The following is a 17008-nucleotide window of genomic DNA, read 5'->3' as shown; positions in this document are numbered from 1 at the left end:
GCCTACTCCTCGACGTCGGGGTTCACCTCGGAGGTCTCCAGAGCGCCGGTCTCGATGCTCCATTCGGTCAGCACGTCCTCGTAGGTGCCGTCCTCGATGACGGCGTTGAAGGCGGCCGCCAGGGCCTCGGCCATCTCCTCGTCGTCCTCGTGGGTGAGGACGCCGTAGGGGGCGGCGTCGTACTGCTCACCGATGAACTCCAGCTGGTCGCCGGTCTCCTGGAGCGCGTAGAGCGAGGTCGGGAGGTCCGCGAGGGAAGCGTCGTTCAGGCCGGAGACGACGGTCTCCGTGGCCTGTGGCTGGTTCGGGAACTTCTCGATCGTGATCTCGTCCTCACCGGCCTCGACGCACTCGTCGTTGCGCTCCTCGATGTCGGTGTCGTGGGTGGTCCCCGTCTGCACGGCGATGCGCATGCCGCAGGCGTTGTCCGGGTCCACGTCCTCCGGGTTCCCGGTCTGGGCGAACCACTGGGTTCCGGAGGAGAAGTAGCTCACCATGTTCACGGCCTCCATGCGCTCCTCCGTGATGGTGAAGGAGGAGGCACCGAGGTTGTAGGTCCCGGTGTCGACACCGATGATGATCGAGTCGAAGTTGGCGGGCACCCACTCGGGCTCGAGGTCGAGCGTGTTCAGGGCGGCGGTGACCAGGTCGACGTTGAAGCCGAGCACGGTCTCGCCGTCGTCGTCCAGGTACTCCCCGGGCGGGTAGTCGGCCTCGACGCCGATGCTGACCGAACCCGCCTCCGCGATGTCGTCGGGAACGAGGGCGGCAAGCTCCTCGTCGGCGGCCACCTCGGGTGCTTCGGGGGCCTCTTCGGTACCGTTGGCGGCGTCGTCGTCACCGTTGCCGCAAGCGGCCAGGACCAGTACACCGGCCGCCGCGAGGGCGGTGAAGTAGGTCCGAGGCTTGGACTGGGACTTGCGCAGGGCCATCTGGGGTCTCCTTCAGGGAGCACGGAGTGCCTGGTGGGCAGCGGTGTCTGGGATCAGCCAGGTCAACCGGAAACGACAGTCGGAACATTATGCTGCATGGTGCGATGCGTCGGTAACGTGCCATCGTGTCGACCCGCGATTTTCCTGTGGTCACCGTTGTGAGAGGATTGCGTAACGGGTCATCCCCGTGAGAGGCGGACGCGCAGCACTCGCATAAGAGTCCGGCGAAGACTTGTCTCCCTCGGCGACACCACCGGTCATGGCCGACCGGGACCGAGGAGAGCGCCCCTAGCACCCAAATGTCTTCGCGCGCGGTCCGTGGCTATTGCCGACCGTCCCCGTCATGGCCGACGCGGACGAACAGCAGACCGAGGGGTTTGAAGCAGTGACCACCTTTTCTTCGCGTTCTCAAGACACGTCCCACCTGGATGAGGACCCGGCTTTCGCCATGCACCGTGGCGGCAAGCTGAACGTGACCTCCTCCGTGGACGTCAGCGACCACGAGGGCCTGTCCCTCGCCTACACCCCCGGCGTCGCCCGTGTCTGCGACGCCATCGCCGAGAGCCCCGAACTCGTCGAGACCTACACCTGGAAGAGCAACGTGGTCGCCGTCGTCACCGACGGCACGGCCGTGCTCGGACTGGGCAACATCGGTCCTGAGGCCTCCCTCCCGGTCATGGAGGGCAAGTCGCTGCTGTTCAAGCAGTTCGGCGGCGTCGACTCCGTGCCGATCGCCCTGAACTGCACCGACACCGACGAGATCGTCGAGACCGTCGTGCGGATGTCGCCGTCCTTCGGCGGCATCAACCTCGAGGACATCGCGGCCCCGCGCTGCTTCGAGATCGAGCGTGCGCTCCGCGAGCGCCTGGACGTCCCGGTCTTCCACGACGACCAGCACGGCACCGCCATCGTGACCGTCGCCGCGCTGCACAACGCCGCCCGGATCACCGGCCGCAAGCTCTCCGACCTGCGCGTCGTCGTCTCCGGGGCGGGCGCCGCCGGTGTCGCCGTCACCAAGATGCTCATCGACGGCGGGATCGGTGACATCGCCGTGGCCGACTCCAAGGGCATGATCTACGAGGGCCGTGAGGGGCTGACCCCGATCAAGCAGGAGCTGGCCTCGATCAGCAACAAGGCGGGCCTCGACGGTTCCATCGAGAGCGCTCTGGAAGGCGCCGACGTGTTCCTCGGGCTCTCCGCGGGCGAGGTCCCCGAATCGGTCGTTGCCACCATGGCCGAGAACGCGATCATCTTCGCGATGGCCAACCCCAACCCGGAGGTGCACCCTGACGTCGCCCGCAAGTACGCGAGCGTCGTCGCCACCGGGCGCAGCGACTTCCCGAACCAGATCAACAACGTCCTGGCCTTCCCGGGAGTCTTCCGGGGCGCCTTCGACGCCCAGGCCTCCGACATCACCGAGAACATGAAGCTGGCCGCTGCCACGGCACTGGCCGATCTCGTCGGTGACGACCTGAGCGCCGACTACATCATCCCCAGCTCCTTCGACGATCGGGTGGTCCCGGCGGTCGCCTCCGCGGTCGCCGAGCAGGCCCGCAAGGACGGCGTCGCCCCCCGCTGACGCTGACGAGAGCGCGAAAGGGCCCGGAGACGACGGTCTCCGGGCCCTTCCCGTGGTACGGCCGGTCAGCCCCTCACATCAGCTCCAGGGGCGCGTCGTACCCCTCGACCAGGACGGCGAAGGCCGCGCGCAGGTCGGCCAGGGCGGTGTCGGGGGTGTCCCCCTCACCGCGGGCACTGAACCCGGGGCCGAGCTGGGCGTGTGCGCACCAGACCCCGCGCTCGTCCTGCTCGATCGTGTACGGAACCAACACCTGGGGTCCCCTTCTCGGTTGGGGCGGTCTGGGATACGGACGGGCCCGGGAGACCACGCCCCCGCTGCGGTCTCTCCGGGCCCTTCCGCCAGCTGAGCGGTGTCAGCCTCGCTGGTCCGACTCGCCGGTGGCGGTGCCCCAGGGGTCCTCGTCCCCGGAGGGCGGCATCGGTCGTGCCCGAGGGGCCTCGGGCTCTTCCTTCGAGCCCTCTCCGTGCCCCTCAGCGCGCTCCTCGCCGCCGTCCTTCGAGGACCCGTCCGCCGGGCGGTTGCTCTCGCTGGACTCCGGACCTTCCCCGGATGACGGTCCCCAGCCGCCCATGTCCCGACGGATCACCTCGACGGTGTCGTCCAGGATCCGACGGAGGTCGTGCGCGGCGGAGCCGCCGACCTGGCCGGCGCCGCGCACCATGTCGCGCACACGCGCGGAGAAGTCGCGCAGGGCGTGCTCGAAGTCGGGGCGGTCGTGGTCCTGCCGGTCCCCGTCGCTCTCCCGGTTGCCGTCCCGCTCGGAACCGTCCCGGTCAGTGCGGCCCCAGACGGCCCCGAAGGCGCCGATGCCCTGGGCGAACCGCTCCCACTCACGGGCCCACATGCCGCTGTCTCCGCGGTCCCGCTGCTCCTCCTCGGAACGCTCCGAGTCTGCGCGCGGGGATTCACGTTCGGATTCGCCCTGGGAGGACCCCTCACCGCGGTCGCCCGCCGCGAACTTGAGCTCCTCGCGCAGCGAGCTGATGGTGGCCCGAACGTCCTGCTTCACCGCACGGGCGATGTCGCGGACCGAGTCGGTGATCTCCTGCTCGAGGTCGTCCAGGTCGCTGCTGCGCGACCGCAGCTCCTCACGGCCCTTGTCAGTGAGGCTGTAGACCTTGCGTCCACCCTCCTCCGTATGCGTGACCAGCCCTTCCTCCTCCAGCCGCGCGAGCCGGGGGTAGATGGTGCCGGGTGACGGCGAGTAGACGCCGAGGAAGCGGTCACGGAGCAGGCTGATGATCTCGTAGCCGTGCCGCGGGCTCTCGTCCAGCATCTTGAGCAGGTAGAGCCGTAGTCTGCCGTGGCCGAAAATGGTGGTCATTCAGGCCCCCTCGGGGATCGCGGCCGGAGCCTCCGGCGCGCGCCGCAGCAGTGCGGTCCGGCCGGACACGGTGTTGACGGTGATGGAAGCGGGGTCGACGCCCACTCCGATCTTGCCGCTCAGGGCGTTGCGCGCTGGCGCGCTCCGACGGTCGAGGCCGAAGTCGGAGTCCAGCTTCCCGGTCACGGTCCGCAGTTCGACCGTGGCGGAGCTCTCCGAGGGCACCCGCAGGGCCACCTCGCCGGAGACGGTGTTCAGCCGGACCCGGGCTGAGGGCGTCAGGTCGGTGTCGACCAGTACGTGGCCGGAGGCGGTCTTGGCGCGCAGGTCGGAGAGCCGGCCGCCCGCCACCGCCAGCTGGCCGCTGGCGCTGTTGAAGCCCAGGGTGCCGCCGGGGGACCGTACCGAAACGCCGCTCGAGGCGGTGTTGACCTCGGTTTCGCCGGAGACGTCGTCCAGGGTGATCTCGCCGGTCGCGGTTCGGATCCGGTTGCGGGAGGTCAGACCGGCGACCACCACGGGTGCGCTCGCCGTGGCCACCTCGACCGGGCAGTCACGCGGGACGCGCAGGTTGACCGTTGCCCGGCGCGAGGCGACGTCCTTGTAGCCGGACAGCTGGATGGGCTTGAGCCGGTCCAGCAGCCCCTGGCCGGTGAGGTCCCGGTAGTGGATGGTGAGGATGCCCGCTTCCTGGGTGACCTCCAGCGGCTCACCTTCGATATCGGTGATCTCGAAGGTGACCGGGTCGTCGGTGGGGATGATGTTGACCTGGCCGCCGACGATCCGCACCTTCAGGGCGACGATGCCGTCCAGGGTGTGGGTCATCGGACTGTCGATGGTCCATTGAGCCATCGTGAATCCTTTCCACTCGCTCTCGATGGCTTCACGATATGTCGCGTGTCCGTAGAACTCAAGATATGTCGCGGATTTCCAGGGTCGCATCGGGGAGACCTCGGGGTCACCCCTGAGCGAGCTCTCGACGGACTGCGGGGTCCCGGACAGGCCGAAGGGCCCGGATCCGCACGATCCGGGCCCTTCAGGGTGGCTGCTCCGCTCAGGGCGGTGCCGTGTGACTACTCGTCGTCCTCGTCGTCCAACCGGGCCAACCAGGTGGCCAGTCGTTCGACCGGGGTCTCGAACTCGGGGTTGATGTCGGTGAACACCCGCAGCTGCTCGGCGAGCCAGGCGAAGCTGACCTCCTCCTCACCGCGGCGGTTCTCCAACTCCTCGATTCCACGATCGGTGTAGTACATGCAGTTGTCCGTCCGCTTATTCGGCGGGCGGGAACACCGTGTCCACCAGGGCACGCTGCTCGGCCTCGTGCCGCTTGGCCGAACCGGCCGCGGGCGCGGAGGAGGCCGGACGCGAGATCCGGGTGAACGGGCGGTCGAGCTGCTCGGAGAAGACAAGCGCGACGAAGGGCCACGGCCCCATGTTCGCCGGCTCCTCCTGGACCCACAGGACCTCGCCCGCGTCCGGGAAGGCCTTCAGCTGCTCGCGGATCTCCTCGATCGGCAGCGGGTAGAGCCGCTCCGCCCGGATGATCGCGGTGTGCTTGTCACCGCTGCTGCGGCGGGCCGCGTCCAGGTCGTAGTAGATCTTGCCCGAGCAGATGACCACGCGACGGACCTTCTCAGGCGCGATCGAGTCGTCCCCGATCAGCGGCTGGAAGGTGCCAGAGGTGAAGTCCTCGGCGGCCGACGTCGCGGCCTTCAGGCGCAGCAGCGACTTCGGCGTGAACAGCACCAGCGGGCGCTCCAGCGGCGACTTCGCCTGCCAGCGCAGCAGGTGGAAGTAGCTGGCCGGGGTGGTCGGCATCGCGACGGTCATGTTCTCCTGCGCGCACTGCTGCAGGAACCGCTCGATGCGGCCCGAGGAGTGGTCCGGGCCCTGGCCCTCGTAGCCGTGCGGCAGCAGCAGGGTCACGCTGGAGCGCTGTCCCCACTTCTGCTCGCCGGCACTGATGTACTCGTCGATGATGGTCTGGGCGCCGTTGACGAAGTCGCCGAACTGCGCCTCCCACATCACCAGCGTGTCCGGACGGGTCAGCGAGTAGCCGTACTCGAAGCCCAGCGCCGCGTACTCGCTGAGCAGCGAGTCGTGCACGTGGAACTTCGTGGTCCCGTTGTCGAACTGCTTGAGCGGCGTGTGGGTCTGACCGGTCTCGCGGTCCATCAGCGAGGCGTGGCGCTGACCAAAGGTGCCGCGGCGGCTGTCCTGGCCGATCAGGCGGACCGGGTGGTCGTCCAGCAGCAGCGACCCGAAGGCGAGCAGCTCACCGGTGGCCCAGTCGACCGCGTCATTCTCGACCATCGTCGCCCGCCGGGACAGCTGGGGCGTCAGGCGCGGGTGCGCGGTGAAGCCCTCGGGCAGCGACACCTGGGTGTCGATGATCCGCTTGACCGTCTCGGTGCTGATCGCCGTCTCGACCTTGGAGTGGTCCAGACGCGACTCGGTGAAGACCTCGGGCTTGACCACGGCGCCCGCCTCGACCGGCTTCCGCTCGACCTCACGGGTCTCGGTGAAGGCGCGCTCGAGTTCGGTCTGGTAGTCGCGCAGCGCGGACTCCGCCTCCTCCACCGTGATGTCACCGCGGCCGATGAGGGACTCGGTGAACAGCTTGCGGGTGGAGCGCTTGGCGTCGATGACGTCGTACATCAGCGGCTGGGTGAACGCGGGGTTGTCGCCCTCGTTGTGCCCGCGGCGCCGGTAGCAGACCATGTCGATGACGACGTCCTTGTTGAACGCCTGACGGTAGGCGAAGGCCAGGTGAGCGACCCGGACCACGGCCTCGGGGTCGTCCCCGTTGACGTGGAAGATCGGCGCCTGGACCATACGCGCCACGTCGGTGGCGTACACGCTGGACCGGCTGTCGTTCGGCGAGGTGGTGAAGCCCACCTGGTTGTTCACGATGACGTGCACCGTGCCGCCGGTCCGGTAGCCGCGCAGCTGGGACAGGTTCAGCGTCTCGGCGACCACGCCCTGGCCGGCGAACGCGGCGTCGCCGTGGATCAGGATCGGCAGGACCGTGAAGCCGTGCGGGCCCTTGTCCAGGACGTCCTGCTTGGCGCGCACGATGCCCTCGGCCACCGGGTTGACCGTCTCCAGGTGGGACGGGTTGGCGGCGAGGTTGATCTGGATCTTGTCGCCCTCGCGGGTCTCGAAGGTCCCCTCGGTGCCCAGGTGGTACTTGACGTCACCGGAGCCGTGCGCGCTGCGCGGGTCGAGGTTGCCCTCGAACTCACCGAAGATCTGCCCGTAGGACTTGTCGCAGATGTTGGCCAGCACGTTCAGGCGGCCGCGGTGGGCCATGCCGATGACGGCCTCGTCCAGCCCGGCCCTGGCCGCCTTGGAGATCACGCCGTCCAGCAGCGGGATCAGCGACTCGCCGCCCTCGAGGGAGAAGCGCTTCTGACCCACGTACTTGGTCTGCAGGAAGGTCTCGAAGGCCTCGGCACTGTTGAGCCGGTGCAGGATGTGCAGCTGCTCGTCGCGGTCGAGCTTCTCGTGCTCGCGCTCGACGTGCGACTGGATCCACTCCCGCTCCTCCGGGCTCTGGATGTGCATGTACTCGATACCTACCGTGCGGCAGTAGGTGTCGCGCAGCACGCCCAGAACGTCGCGCAGCTTCATGACCTGCTTGCCGCCGAAGCTCCCCGTCGGGAACTCGCGGTCCAGGTCCCAGAGCGTCAGGCCGTGTTCGAGCACGTCCAGGTCCGGGTGCTTGCGCTGCTCGTGGGTGAGCGGGTTGGTGTCGGCCATCAGGTGGCCGCGCACGCGGTAGGCGTGGATCAGCTCCTGGACCCGAGTGGTCTTGTCGAGCTGGGTCGCCTTGTTGACGTGGATGTCCTGGACCCAGCGGACCGGCTCGTACGGGATCCGCAGCGAGTTGAAGATCTCGTCGTAGAAACCCTCCTCGCCCAGCAGCAGCCGGTGGATCCGGCGCAGGAACTCGCCCGACTGGGCGCCCTGGATGATCCGGTGGTCATACGTCGAGGTGAGCGTCATGACCTTGCTGATGCCCAGCTCGCTCAGGGTGTCCTGGGACGCGCCCTGGAACTCGGCCGGGTACTCCATGGCCCCGACACCGAGGATGGTGCCCTGACCGGGCATCAGACGCGGCACGGAGTGCACGGTGCCGATGCCGCCGGGGTTGGTCAGGCTGATCGTGGTGCCCTGGAAGTCCGGGACGCCCAGCTTGTTGTTGCGCGCCTTGCGGACCAGGTCCTCGTAGCCGCTCCAGAACTCGTTGAAGTCCATCTCGTCGGACTTCTTGATGGAGGGCACGACCAGCTGACGGGAGCCGTCGGCCTTCTGCAGGTCGATCGCCAGGCCGAAGTTCACGTGTTCGGGCTTGGCGACGCCGGGCTTGCCGTCCACCTCCGTGTAGGAGTGGTTCATCTCCGGCATGCTCTGGAGTGCCTTGACCATGGCGTAGCCGATGAGGTGGGTGAAGGAGACCTTCCCACCGCGGCCGCGCCGGAGATGGTTGTTGATCACGATGCGGTTGTCGAACAGGAGCTTGACCGGCACCGCGCGAACGCTCGTCGCGGTCGGCAGCCCGAGGCTCGACTCCATGTTGGTCGCGGTGCGGGCGGGTGCGCCGCGCAGCCGCTCCTCGTTGACCTGGAGCGCATCATCGGTGCTCTTGGGTGCCGCGGCCGGTGCCGCGGCGGCGGACTTCTTCTTAGGAGCCGGGGCTGCGGGGGCCTTTTCGCCCTGCGTCTTCGCAGCGCCGCCCCCTGCCTTGCCGCCAGCCGGTTCCGCGGGCTTGTAGTCCGCGAAAAAGTTCCACCAGGCCTTGTCAACGGAGTTCGGGTCGTTCAAGTACTTCTGATAAAGCTCCTCGACCAACCACTCGTTGGGGCCGAAATCTGTCAGGGGTTGAGACGCCTCAGACGACACGGCGGAGATCGCCCACTTCCGCAGCTCGCTTGTGAATGTGTAGGAAAGACGGGTGGCTGCTGGCAAGGCGGGCTCAATAGAAGCAAGGTATCGCCCCGCTCGCGCGAGGACTATCTGACCTGGCCAGCACTCGTCGAGTACCAGGCTACTTGTATGGGCCTCCTGGGCGGGAACATCCGTGTTGTTGCAACTGGGAGATACCTAACAATCTTTCACACGGGTCTTGCCTCTTCGTGTCGCCTCCCTTGCCCTGGGTGTCTATGGCGTCGCATTTCCTCCTGTTTGTCGGGATTTTTGCTGCGCGTTCCTGTGACCGCCTCCGGCCAAGCCCGGTGTGGCGCGTCACATGTTTCTCGACGGCGTCCCGATCGGCGCCGCCAGACAGCAACCGACGGTGCGCGAGGGGTGCCCGGCGGTGAAACGCCGGTGATCGGTCACGGCGGTGTACGGATCTGCGCGCTCTACCCCGTTCGCCCCCGTGGACGACCCTCCCCTGCCTACGATCGCCTTACGAACGCCGACGAGATACGGGTGGGGGAGGCCCATGAAGGGGCTGGGGGAACTGGAGGCGGCCATCATGGGCGCGCTGTGGCGCTCTGAGGGGCCGCTCTCCGTGCGTGAGGTCCGCGAGACCATGGTCTACGACCGCGAGATCGCCTACACAACCGTCATGACGGTCGCGAACATCCTCTTCCACAAGGAGATGCTGGACCGCGAGAAGTCCGGCCGCGCCTGGGTCTACTGGCCCCGGGAGAGCCACGCCGAGTACACCGCACGGATGATGGGCGAAGTCCTCGACACCGGCCCCGACCCCGGCGCCACCCTGCTCCGGTTCGTGGAACGCTTCAGCGACGAGGAGATGGCCCGCCTCCACCACGTGTTCAGCCAGGTGCGCGACCGGCGAGGCACGGGCCGCTCCCGCACCTCACCGGCGCCTCAGTGAGCGCACGCTCCGCGTGGAGACCGCCGCCCCGGTCGCCGCGAGCGTCAGCCCCGCCACGATCAGCAGTGCCCGGCCCGGCCCGATCGCCTCGGCCACCGGGCCGATCGCGACCTGCCCCACCGGCATCGCCACGAACGACCCCAGAGCGTCGTAGGAGTAAACACGGGAGAGCCGTTCAGGCGGGATGTTCTCCTGCACCGACACCTCCCAGGCCACGCTGAACTGCTCCACCGCCACCCCGCCGACGAACATCGCCGCGAACAGCAGAGGAACCACCGGCGAAGGGGTGGCCAGCACGAAGAACGGCGCGGTCTGGAACGCCACCAGAGCAGTCCCGTAGAACAGGGCGCGCTGAGGCTGCCAGCGCGCGGCCAGCACCCCGCCGACCAGCAGCCCGGCGCTGTTGACGGCCAGGAGGAGTCCCCACGCGGTCCGCCCGAAGGTCTCGTCGGCGATCCCCGGACCCAGAACTGCGGTCGTGGCCGACCACCCGGCGTTGACCACCATGAACTGCAGCACGATGATCCACACCCACGGCCGGGCCACGAACTCGCCCCACCCGTCCCGCAGGTCGGCCAAGACGCTCCCGCCCGAGGCCGCCACCACGGAGGTTGTCGGCAGGCGGAGGAAGAGGAAGGCCGCACCGGCCGCGGCGAAGAGGGCGGCCACCGCGGCGATCGCCCATCCGGCACCGGCCAGGCCGACCACCACACCGCCCACGGACATCCCGGCGAACATGCCCATGTGCTTGGCGATGCCCACCAGGGCGTTGGCCTGGCGTAGGAGGCGGTGCGGAACGGTCTGCGGGGTCAGCGCCGCCGCGGCAGGCAGGTTCACCGACGCAGCGGCTCCGTTCACCACACTCAAAAGGACCATCAGGGGCAGGGACGCGGCGCCGGTGAGCAGCGCCAGGGCCAACAGGCCCTGCGAGAGCGCGGCCAGCGCACAACCGCCCTGGAGCACCAGTGAGCGCGGCAACCGGTCAGCGATAACGCCGCCCAACAGCAGCAGTGCCACGTTGGCCGCGGAACGCGCGCCCACCACCAAGCCCACCAAGGCCAGTGAACCGGTCACGTCCAGCACGGCGAAGGCCAGGGTCACCGAGGCCATGCCGTTCGCGAAGAGCATCAGCACCCGGCCCAGTGCCAGGACCCGGAAGGCCGGGTGCGCCAACGGCGCGGTGATACCGGGACCGGCGTCCCTCGTCCGGGTCATTCCCGAACCTGCCCTGTCATCCCCGCACCCGCCCTCTCACCCCCGGCCCCGCCCTCTCACCCCCGGCCCCGCTGCCCCGGTGAAACAGCGACCGAAGCACACTCGCGGATCGGGGGGAGGGGGTCAACACCTTTTCCCCGGGGGAGGCCCACCCACACAGGTGCGGGGGCTCGCCCGCACCGGGACAGGGCCGGTCCAGAACCCGGGCCGGAACTCAGGACAGGACCCAGCTGCGGCCCTCCGCCGCCAGCTTCTCCACGAGGGTGGCGCTGTCGTGTTCCTTGGCGAAGAGGTGTTCGGGCCGGGAGATCGGCACGATCCACAACCACCGCACCGGGTCCCCCTGGAAGGTCAGCCCCGAGGTGTCCGGTGGCAGGTGGGCGGGGTCGTTCATCAAGGGGCTGGGGTCCTCCAGCAGCAGAACGGCGCCCGCGCCGCCGCGCATGGAGCGGTCCTCGGGGTTGTCCAGCCACTTGACCGTGTGCCCCGTCCCGAACCAGGTGACCGCCCGCCACGGGAACGCCCCGATCCACCGGAAGATCCGTGCTGCGTGGTGGGCGGGCATGGTCGTCGCCAGGGCCAGTTCCACCCGCGCATGGTGGGAGGTGTCGGCCATGTAGCGGTCCAGGGTGGGCATCCGCTGCCCGCACATGCCCACGGTGGAGAGCACGGTGAAGGGTCTCTCTTCGGTGGGCGGGCGTTCCGAGACCCGCAGCAGCGGCGGGTGCCCGTCGGAGACGTCCCAGTAGTGCCCGGGCTCGCCGATCCGCCGGTTCAGGTGGCTGAGTACGGTCCGCTGCACGCTGCGCCAGGCCCCGGAGGCACGCCGCCAGTCCCAGTACGCCTCGGCGTGGACCACCCGGGGCCACAACTGGTTCTTGACCGAGTCCAGTTCCCAGGCGTAAGCGCTGTGCCCGATCGCCTCGCGGGCGTATCCGGGAAGGCCGCTGTCGGCCTCGGCCCAGCCCGGTATCACCGCGAGCAGGCCCTCCTCGTCCACGAGGGCCACCCCGTCGCCCTCCTCGAACCACACCGCTCGCAGCGTGGCCGGGTCGAAGCGGGGGCGCCCCTGCGGGTGCTTGGTGTAGGCCTCCGGCATCAGCGGGGCCTGGCCCTCGTATAGGCCGCTCGACTCGCTCTCCCGCGGGGCGCTCTCGTGGTTGGCCAGCCACACCGGGACCCGGATGCGCTCACGGGCGTCCAGCAGGTAGGCGGCCGTGGTGTGGGAGTCACACTCGACGACGACGCGACGACTCTGATACGGACTGATCTCGTCGAGTAGGACGTCGATCCCGGTCACCGGCCCTCCCACGTGCCGACCCTCAAGGCTGTCGTTTTGTCGTTGCACCCGGAACCGTACCCAGTCCGGGCCGTCCACACAGTAAGTAGAATCGACGGTAGTGCCCTGACAGGCGGAGCAGCACTGAAGCCGCGTATAGGTCGTATAACGACCCGTGCCGTCACATACCTTCCGCGCCGGGCGCAGTCCACCGACTCCACTCCTTACGGATACTTATGCCCGCCGAGCTCACATTCGTCGCACCCCGCCGCGCCAAGCCGCCCCGGCACCTGGCCGACCTCAGCCCCGAAGAGCGGCGGGAGGTCGTGCGGGAACTGGGCGAGAAGCCCTTCCGGGCCAAGCAGATCGCCCAGCACTACTACGGTGCCCTGGAGTCGGACACTGCCAAGATGACCGATCTCCCCGAGGGCTCCCGGGAGAAGCTCGGCGAGGCGCTGCTGCCCACGTTGCTCACCCCGGTCCGGCACATCACCTGTGACAACGGGATGACCCGCAAGACCCTGTGGAAGGCCTTCGACGGGGTCATGTTCGAGTCGGTGCTGATGCGCTACCCGGACCGGGTGACCCTGTGCATCTCGTCTCAGGCCGGCTGCGGCATGAACTGCCCGTTCTGCGCCACCGGCCAGGCCGGGCTGACCCGCAACCTGTCCACCGGCGAGATCGTCGAGCAGGTGGTCGCGAGCGCCCGTGACCTCGACCGCGGCGAGGTCGCCGGGGGACCGGGCCGGATCAGCAACATCGTGTTCATGGGCATGGGCGAGCCCATGGCCAACTACAAGCGGGTGCTGCAGACCTGCCGACAGCTCACCGACCCCGTCCCGGGCGGCCTGGGCATCTCCCAGCGCGGTGTGACCGTCTCCACGGTGGGCCTGGTGCCGGCGATCAACAAGCTCATCGACGAGAAGATGCAGGTCCGCCTGGCCATTTCCCTGCACGCCCCGGACGACGAACTCCGCGACGAGCTGGTGCCCATCAACACCCGGTGGAAGGTCCAGGAGGTCCTGGACGCCGCTTGGCGCTACGCCGGGACCACCGGCCGCCGCGTGTCCATCGAGTACGCGCTGATCAAGGACATCAACGACCAGGCCTGGCGGGCCGACCTGCTGGGCAAGCTCCTCAAGGGCCACCTGGTGCACGTCAACCTCATCCCGCTCAACCCGACACCGGGATCGAAGTGGACGGCTTCGCGCCCTGAGGACGAGCGGGAGTTCGTGCGGCGGCTCCAGTCACACGGGGTCTCCGTCACGGTCCGGGACACCCGCGGCCAGGAGATCGACGGTGCCTGCGGGCAGCTCGCCGCCGCTGAGAAGTAGCCCGGGATGACCGAGACCGCCCTGGCGTTCGTGGTGGCCACCGCGGCCGGGCTGGTCCCGCTCATCAACATCGAGCTGTACCTGGTGGGCGCCGTCGCCGTCGTGGACGACGGCGCCCTCGTCGCGATGGCGTTGGCCGCCGCGGTGGGGCAGACCCTCGGTAAGATCCCCTATTACCACGTGGGCCGGGGGACGATCTCCGCGCCGTGGCTCAGGCGCAGGGCCGCCACCACAGGCAAGTGGTCCGCGCGGGTGGCGCAATGGCGCGCCAAGGCGGAGGACCGCCCGGTCTGGGGCGCCGGACTGCTGGCCCTGAGCTCCTTCGCGAGCATCCCGCCGTTCATGGTGGTGTCGGTACTCGCCGGTGTGGTCCGGATGAACCTCGTGCTGTTCTGCGCGGTCACCTTCGTCACCCGCGCCGCGCGCTTCCTCATCCTGGTGCTGGCGCCCGCCTGGGCCATGTCGTTCCTGCCGACCTGAGCGGGGATCTTCAGCATTCGGTTCGGGGATCGGTGCCGCCCACCAACCGGCCCAACAGAAGCCGCAGGTCGCGCAGGTGCGCTGCGGCGTCGAATCCGGTCTCGGTGGCCGCGCGCAGGAACAGCGCGCCGACCAGTGCCTGGATCCAGGCGGCGGTCGCCTCCGCGTCCAGGACCGGGTCCGCCCCGCTCTCCCGGGCGGCCCGGGAGACCAGGTGGGTCAGAGCCTCCAGTTCGGAAACGCTGTCGGCCTCCAGCGCCTCGGCAAGCTCGGGGTCGCGACGCGCCTGCCGCAGCGCCTCCATCACCAGCCCGGCGGCCACGGGGCTCGCCGCCGGCGCGGCCAGGTGCTCCGTCAGGTCGAGGAGGGCGGTCCAGGGGTCGTCGTGCTCGCGAGCGGCGGCGACGCGTTCGGCGCTGTCGCCCTCCTCGTCGGTCAGGAGGGCGAGCAGGACCGCGCGCTTGCTGGCGAAGTAGTGGAACAGCGTGCCCGAGCTGACTCCCGCGGCCTCGCGGATCTGGGCGGTGGAGGTGCCGTCCAGGCCGCGGGTGGCGAACAACGGCGCCGCGGCGTGCATGATGTGGCGGCGTTTGGCCCGGTGGCGGGCAGGGTCGACCTTGCGCATGGGTTCAGCCTCCCACCACGCGGCGGCCGTCGCGGTAGACCGAGGTCACGTCACGGACGCGGGTGATGTCGGCCAGCGGGTCACCGGTGAGAGCGACCAGGTCGGCAGCGCGGCCGACCTCGACAGCGCCGATGCGGTCGGTGCCGAGTACCCGGGCGGCCTCACTGGTCGCGGCCTTCAACGCCGCGTGCGGCCCCATGCCGCTGTCGGCCAGGAGCTCCAGCTCCCGGTGAAGGCCGGAGCCGAAGGAGACACCGGGCACGGCCGCGTCGCTTCCGGCGGTGATCCGGCCACCGGCGTCGTACAGCTCAGCCAGCCGTTCCCGGAGCTGCCGGTGCTCGTCCGGGTCGAGGGCCACCTCGGTGACGGCCAGCGTCGGTGTGACGGGGATGCCGCGACGGACCAGCTCGTCCAGGAGGTCCTCCGGCCACCCGTCCAGGACGCCCCGAGCCTCCAAGTGCTCGACCCCGTCCACCCCGGCGGCCAGGGCCTCGGCGAGGTCCGGTTCGGAGCCCCAGTGCGCGGTGACGGAGAGGCCGTGTTCGTGCGCCTCGGACACGATGGCCTCGAAGACCTCCGGGGGGACGGGGTCCAATTCCCCCTGTTCGGGATTCCCCCGTTCCTGAACCACCTTGACGAGGTCCACCGGGTCGTCACCGGCGGCGAGCGCGCGCACGTCGCTCCGGGCCTCCTCGGCGGTGGTCGGCAGGCGGACCGTGTCGGAGCCGGCCTCCACGCCGAAAGTCACGACGGGGTGTCCGCCGACGGTGGTGAACAGGGGGCCCGACGTGTACAGGCGCGGACCCTCCAGCTCGCCCCCGCGGAGCATCCGGCGCATCTCCATGATCCACGTGTGGTCGTCCCCCAAGCCGCGCACCGTCGTCACCCCGTGCTCGAGCAGATCGCGGCGGGCCGAAGGCGCGTAGCGCATCATCTCGTAGAACACGCCCGGGATGTCGGTCGGACCGAGCTCCTCATCGGGTTCCTGCTGTGGGAAGCCCAGGTGCACGTGGAGGTCGATCAGGCCCGGAATGAGCGTATGACCGCTCAGGTCCACGATCTCGGTGCCCTCCGTCAGTGCCACGTCGTCGTCGGCGGCGACCTCAGCGATAACACCGTCCTCGACGAGCACCGTCGTGCCCTCGCGGGGTTCCAGGTCCTCCCCGGTGAGTACCGTGGCGCCGGTCAGGGCGAGTCGGCCCCGCTGCGGGTCCTCCCTCGGTCGGTACATGGTGGCGAGGAAGTGGCCCACACCCCCGGCGCCGACGAGGACCCCCAGGCCGCCCAGCACCAGCAGCCCGCGCAGGAACCGTCGTCGCGCACTCCTCTTCCCATGGCCGCCCTTGCCCTGCTCCGTCGTGCCGTCTGCTTCGCTCATGGACCTTCCGAGACTCCGTGCATTAATAGACCGATTGATCTGTTTATATTAGCGGCCGCGACCTCCCGGGGCTGTGCGGGTGGAGGTTCGCAGTTCTCGCCGGAGTCAGACCGCCTCGTCGGCCAGGCGGACCACGGCGTCGACGACCTCGGAGCCGTGGATGGTGTCGGGGTCGTTGTGGCCCCGGCCGGGCAGGTCGACCGTCTCGAACAGGTTCGCGCTGGCCTCGGCCACCGCGTGGCTCTGTTCCGGGGGGACGACGGTGTCGGCGTCGCCGACGACCACGCTCGTGGGCCGATCGATGTCAGCGACCCGTTCGGCCACCGGGTAGTCGTCCCGGAGGATCAGGCGCACGGGGACGATCGGGTAGTGGTAGCTGCCCATGTCCGCCAGGGACCTGAACGGGGAGCGCAGGAACAGCGCGCCGGGGGGCCGTTCCGCGGCGAGGTTGGCGGCCACGCCCGCGCCCAGGCTCTCGCCGAAGTACACGGTGTCCTCCGCCTCGAACCCCCGCTCGGCCAGGGCGTCCGAAGCGGCGCGCGCGTCGGCTGTCAGGCCCTCTTCGGAGGGTGAGCCCTCGTTGCCGCCGTAGCTCCGGTAGTCGAAGACCAGCACCGAGAAGCTCTCCGCGGCCAGGGCGCGCGCCAAGGGGGCGCGGCTCTCCCGGTTGCCCGCGTTGCCGTTGGTCACCAGGACGGCGGTCTCGCGGTCCTCGCCTTCGGCGGGGACGAACCAGGCGCCGAGCTCCAGGCCGTCGTCGGTGTGCAGGCGCACGTCCTCAGCGCCTGGGACGACTTCGCCGGCGGGCGGCGGCTCGCCGCCCATGGGCAGGTAGATGACCGACCTCTGCAAGGCCCACAAGAGTCCCATCAGCACCACGAGGACGAGGGTGACGACGGCGGCCGCGGTCAGGACGCGCCGGGTGCGACGCGGCCGGGTGCGGTCCTCCGCCACGGACATGGGATCCCCTTTCGTGTCGACTGGCGATCGGGTTCCCGTGCGGGCTACCCG

15 protein-coding genes are annotated in these 17008 nt (G+C 69.4%); 4 read left to right on the top strand and 11 right to left on the bottom strand.

The features are described 5' to 3' along the window. Nucleotides 1-2: 2 nt before the first annotated feature. Complete coding sequence (locus ACYVD1_RS12100; protein WP_460771478.1) at nt 3-932, bottom strand: transporter substrate-binding domain-containing protein; 930 nt, start codon at nt 930-932, stop codon at nt 3-5. 343 nt (nt 933-1275) lie between these two features. Between ACYVD1_RS12100 and ACYVD1_RS12095 the strand changes: the two genes are divergently transcribed. Continuing rightward, on the top strand, nt 1276-2511 hold the full coding sequence (locus ACYVD1_RS12095; protein WP_460771476.1) for an NAD(P)-dependent malic enzyme: 1236 nt from the start codon (nt 1276-1278) through the stop codon (nt 2509-2511). Nucleotides 2512-2584: 73 nt separating this feature from the next. Here ACYVD1_RS12095 and ACYVD1_RS12090 read toward each other — a convergent pair whose 3' ends face one another. The 5 genes from ACYVD1_RS12090 to ACYVD1_RS12070 form a co-directional block, all read right to left on the bottom strand. Then, nucleotides 2585-2764, bottom strand: coding sequence for a hypothetical protein (locus tag ACYVD1_RS12090; protein WP_460771473.1), 180 nt, complete (start codon nt 2762-2764; stop codon nt 2585-2587). Between the two features lie 102 nt (nt 2765-2866). Beyond that, a complete protein-coding gene (locus ACYVD1_RS12085; RefSeq protein ID WP_460771471.1) occupies nt 2867-3838 on the bottom strand; it encodes a PadR family transcriptional regulator in 972 nt (323 codons plus the stop codon). Further along, entirely contained in the window at nt 3839-4690 is an 852-nt protein-coding gene (locus ACYVD1_RS12080; RefSeq protein WP_460753386.1) for a DUF4097 family beta strand repeat-containing protein, read from the bottom strand. 221 nt (nt 4691-4911) lie between these two features. Continuing rightward, a complete protein-coding gene (locus ACYVD1_RS12075; protein WP_460753382.1) occupies nt 4912-5091 on the bottom strand; it encodes a DUF6104 family protein in 180 nt (59 codons plus the stop codon). 16 nt (nt 5092-5107) lie between these two features. Next, the gene (locus ACYVD1_RS12070) at nt 5108-8743 is read right to left on the bottom strand and encodes a multifunctional oxoglutarate decarboxylase/oxoglutarate dehydrogenase thiamine pyrophosphate-binding subunit/dihydrolipoyllysine-residue succinyltransferase subunit (protein WP_460771469.1); all 3636 of its coding nucleotides are present in this window, start codon (nt 8741-8743) and stop codon (nt 5108-5110) included. 544 nt (nt 8744-9287) lie between these two features. Between ACYVD1_RS12070 and ACYVD1_RS12065 the strand changes: the two genes are divergently transcribed. Then, entirely contained in the window at nt 9288-9686 is a 399-nt protein-coding gene (locus tag ACYVD1_RS12065; RefSeq protein ID WP_460771467.1) for a BlaI/MecI/CopY family transcriptional regulator, read from the top strand. Here ACYVD1_RS12065 and ACYVD1_RS12060 read toward each other — a convergent pair. Next, a complete protein-coding gene (locus ACYVD1_RS12060) occupies nt 9669-10901 on the bottom strand; it encodes an MFS transporter (protein ID WP_460771464.1) in 1233 nt (410 codons plus the stop codon). The two genes, ACYVD1_RS12065 and ACYVD1_RS12060, sit on opposite strands and share 18 nt — an antisense overlap. A gap of 214 nt (nt 10902-11115) precedes the next feature. Next, entirely contained in the window at nt 11116-12201 is a 1086-nt protein-coding gene (locus ACYVD1_RS12055) for a suppressor of fused domain protein (RefSeq protein WP_460771461.1), read from the bottom strand. A gap of 215 nt (nt 12202-12416) precedes the next feature. On the opposite strand from ACYVD1_RS12055, the gene rlmN reads away from it, so the two are divergent. After that, the gene (gene rlmN, locus ACYVD1_RS12050) at nt 12417-13514 is read left to right on the top strand and encodes a dual-specificity RNA methyltransferase RlmN (protein ID WP_460771458.1); all 1098 of its coding nucleotides are present in this window, start codon (nt 12417-12419) and stop codon (nt 13512-13514) included. A gap of 6 nt (nt 13515-13520) precedes the next feature. Beyond that, complete coding sequence (locus tag ACYVD1_RS12045) at nt 13521-13994, top strand: VTT domain-containing protein (protein WP_460771456.1); 474 nt, start codon at nt 13521-13523, stop codon at nt 13992-13994. Between the two features lie 10 nt (nt 13995-14004). Here the strand turns inward: ACYVD1_RS12045 and ACYVD1_RS12040 are convergent, their stop codons facing one another. The 3 genes from ACYVD1_RS12040 to ACYVD1_RS12030 all read right to left on the bottom strand — a co-directional run bounded on the left by ACYVD1_RS12040 (nt 14005) and on the right by ACYVD1_RS12030 (nt 16957). Continuing rightward, a complete protein-coding gene (locus ACYVD1_RS12040) occupies nt 14005-14619 on the bottom strand; it encodes a TetR/AcrR family transcriptional regulator (protein ID WP_460771452.1) in 615 nt (204 codons plus the stop codon). 4 nt (nt 14620-14623) lie between these two features. Continuing rightward, nucleotides 14624-15997: an amidohydrolase family protein gene (locus ACYVD1_RS12035; protein ID WP_460771450.1), complete on the bottom strand. Its 1374-nt coding sequence runs from the start codon at nt 15995-15997 to the stop codon at nt 14624-14626. A 105-nt stretch (nt 15998-16102) separates the two neighbouring features. Continuing rightward, nucleotides 16103-16957: an alpha/beta hydrolase gene (locus ACYVD1_RS12030; protein ID WP_460771448.1), complete on the bottom strand. Its 855-nt coding sequence runs from the start codon at nt 16955-16957 to the stop codon at nt 16103-16105. Between the last annotated feature and the right edge of the window lie 51 nt (nt 16958-17008).

The sequence above is a fragment of the Nocardiopsis nanhaiensis genome (genome assembly GCF_054778635.1).
This window is presented reverse-complemented; position numbering and strand designations above follow the sequence as displayed.

What these genes read in the sequence shown, in the direction of transcription:
- ACYVD1_RS12100 (WP_460771478.1), bottom strand. Translation starts at nt 932, where the DNA reads ATGGCCCTGCGCAAGTCCCAGTCCAAGCCTCGGACCTACTTCACCGCC.
- ACYVD1_RS12095 (WP_460771476.1), top strand. Translation starts at nt 1,276, where the DNA reads ATGGCCGACGCGGACGAACAGCAGACCGAGGGGTTTGAAGCAGTGACC.
- ACYVD1_RS12085 (WP_460771471.1), bottom strand. Translation starts at nt 3,838, where the DNA reads ATGACCACCATTTTCGGCCACGGCAGACTACGGCTCTACCTGCTCAAG.
- ACYVD1_RS12080 (WP_460753386.1), bottom strand. Translation starts at nt 4,690, where the DNA reads ATGGCTCAATGGACCATCGACAGTCCGATGACCCACACCCTGGACGGC.
- ACYVD1_RS12075 (WP_460753382.1), bottom strand. Translation starts at nt 5,091, where the DNA reads ATGTACTACACCGATCGTGGAATCGAGGAGTTGGAGAACCGCCGCGGT.
- ACYVD1_RS12065 (WP_460771467.1), top strand. Translation starts at nt 9,288, where the DNA reads ATGAAGGGGCTGGGGGAACTGGAGGCGGCCATCATGGGCGCGCTGTGG.
- ACYVD1_RS12060 (WP_460771464.1), bottom strand. Translation starts at nt 10,901, where the DNA reads ATGACCCGGACGAGGGACGCCGGTCCCGGTATCACCGCGCCGTTGGCG.
- rlmN (WP_460771458.1), top strand. Translation starts at nt 12,417, where the DNA reads ATGCCCGCCGAGCTCACATTCGTCGCACCCCGCCGCGCCAAGCCGCCC.
- ACYVD1_RS12045 (WP_460771456.1), top strand. Translation starts at nt 13,521, where the DNA reads ATGACCGAGACCGCCCTGGCGTTCGTGGTGGCCACCGCGGCCGGGCTG.
- ACYVD1_RS12040 (WP_460771452.1), bottom strand. Translation starts at nt 14,619, where the DNA reads ATGCGCAAGGTCGACCCTGCCCGCCACCGGGCCAAACGCCGCCACATC.
- ACYVD1_RS12035 (WP_460771450.1), bottom strand. Translation starts at nt 15,997, where the DNA reads ATGAGCGAAGCAGACGGCACGACGGAGCAGGGCAAGGGCGGCCATGGG.
- ACYVD1_RS12030 (WP_460771448.1), bottom strand. Translation starts at nt 16,957, where the DNA reads ATGTCCGTGGCGGAGGACCGCACCCGGCCGCGTCGCACCCGGCGCGTC.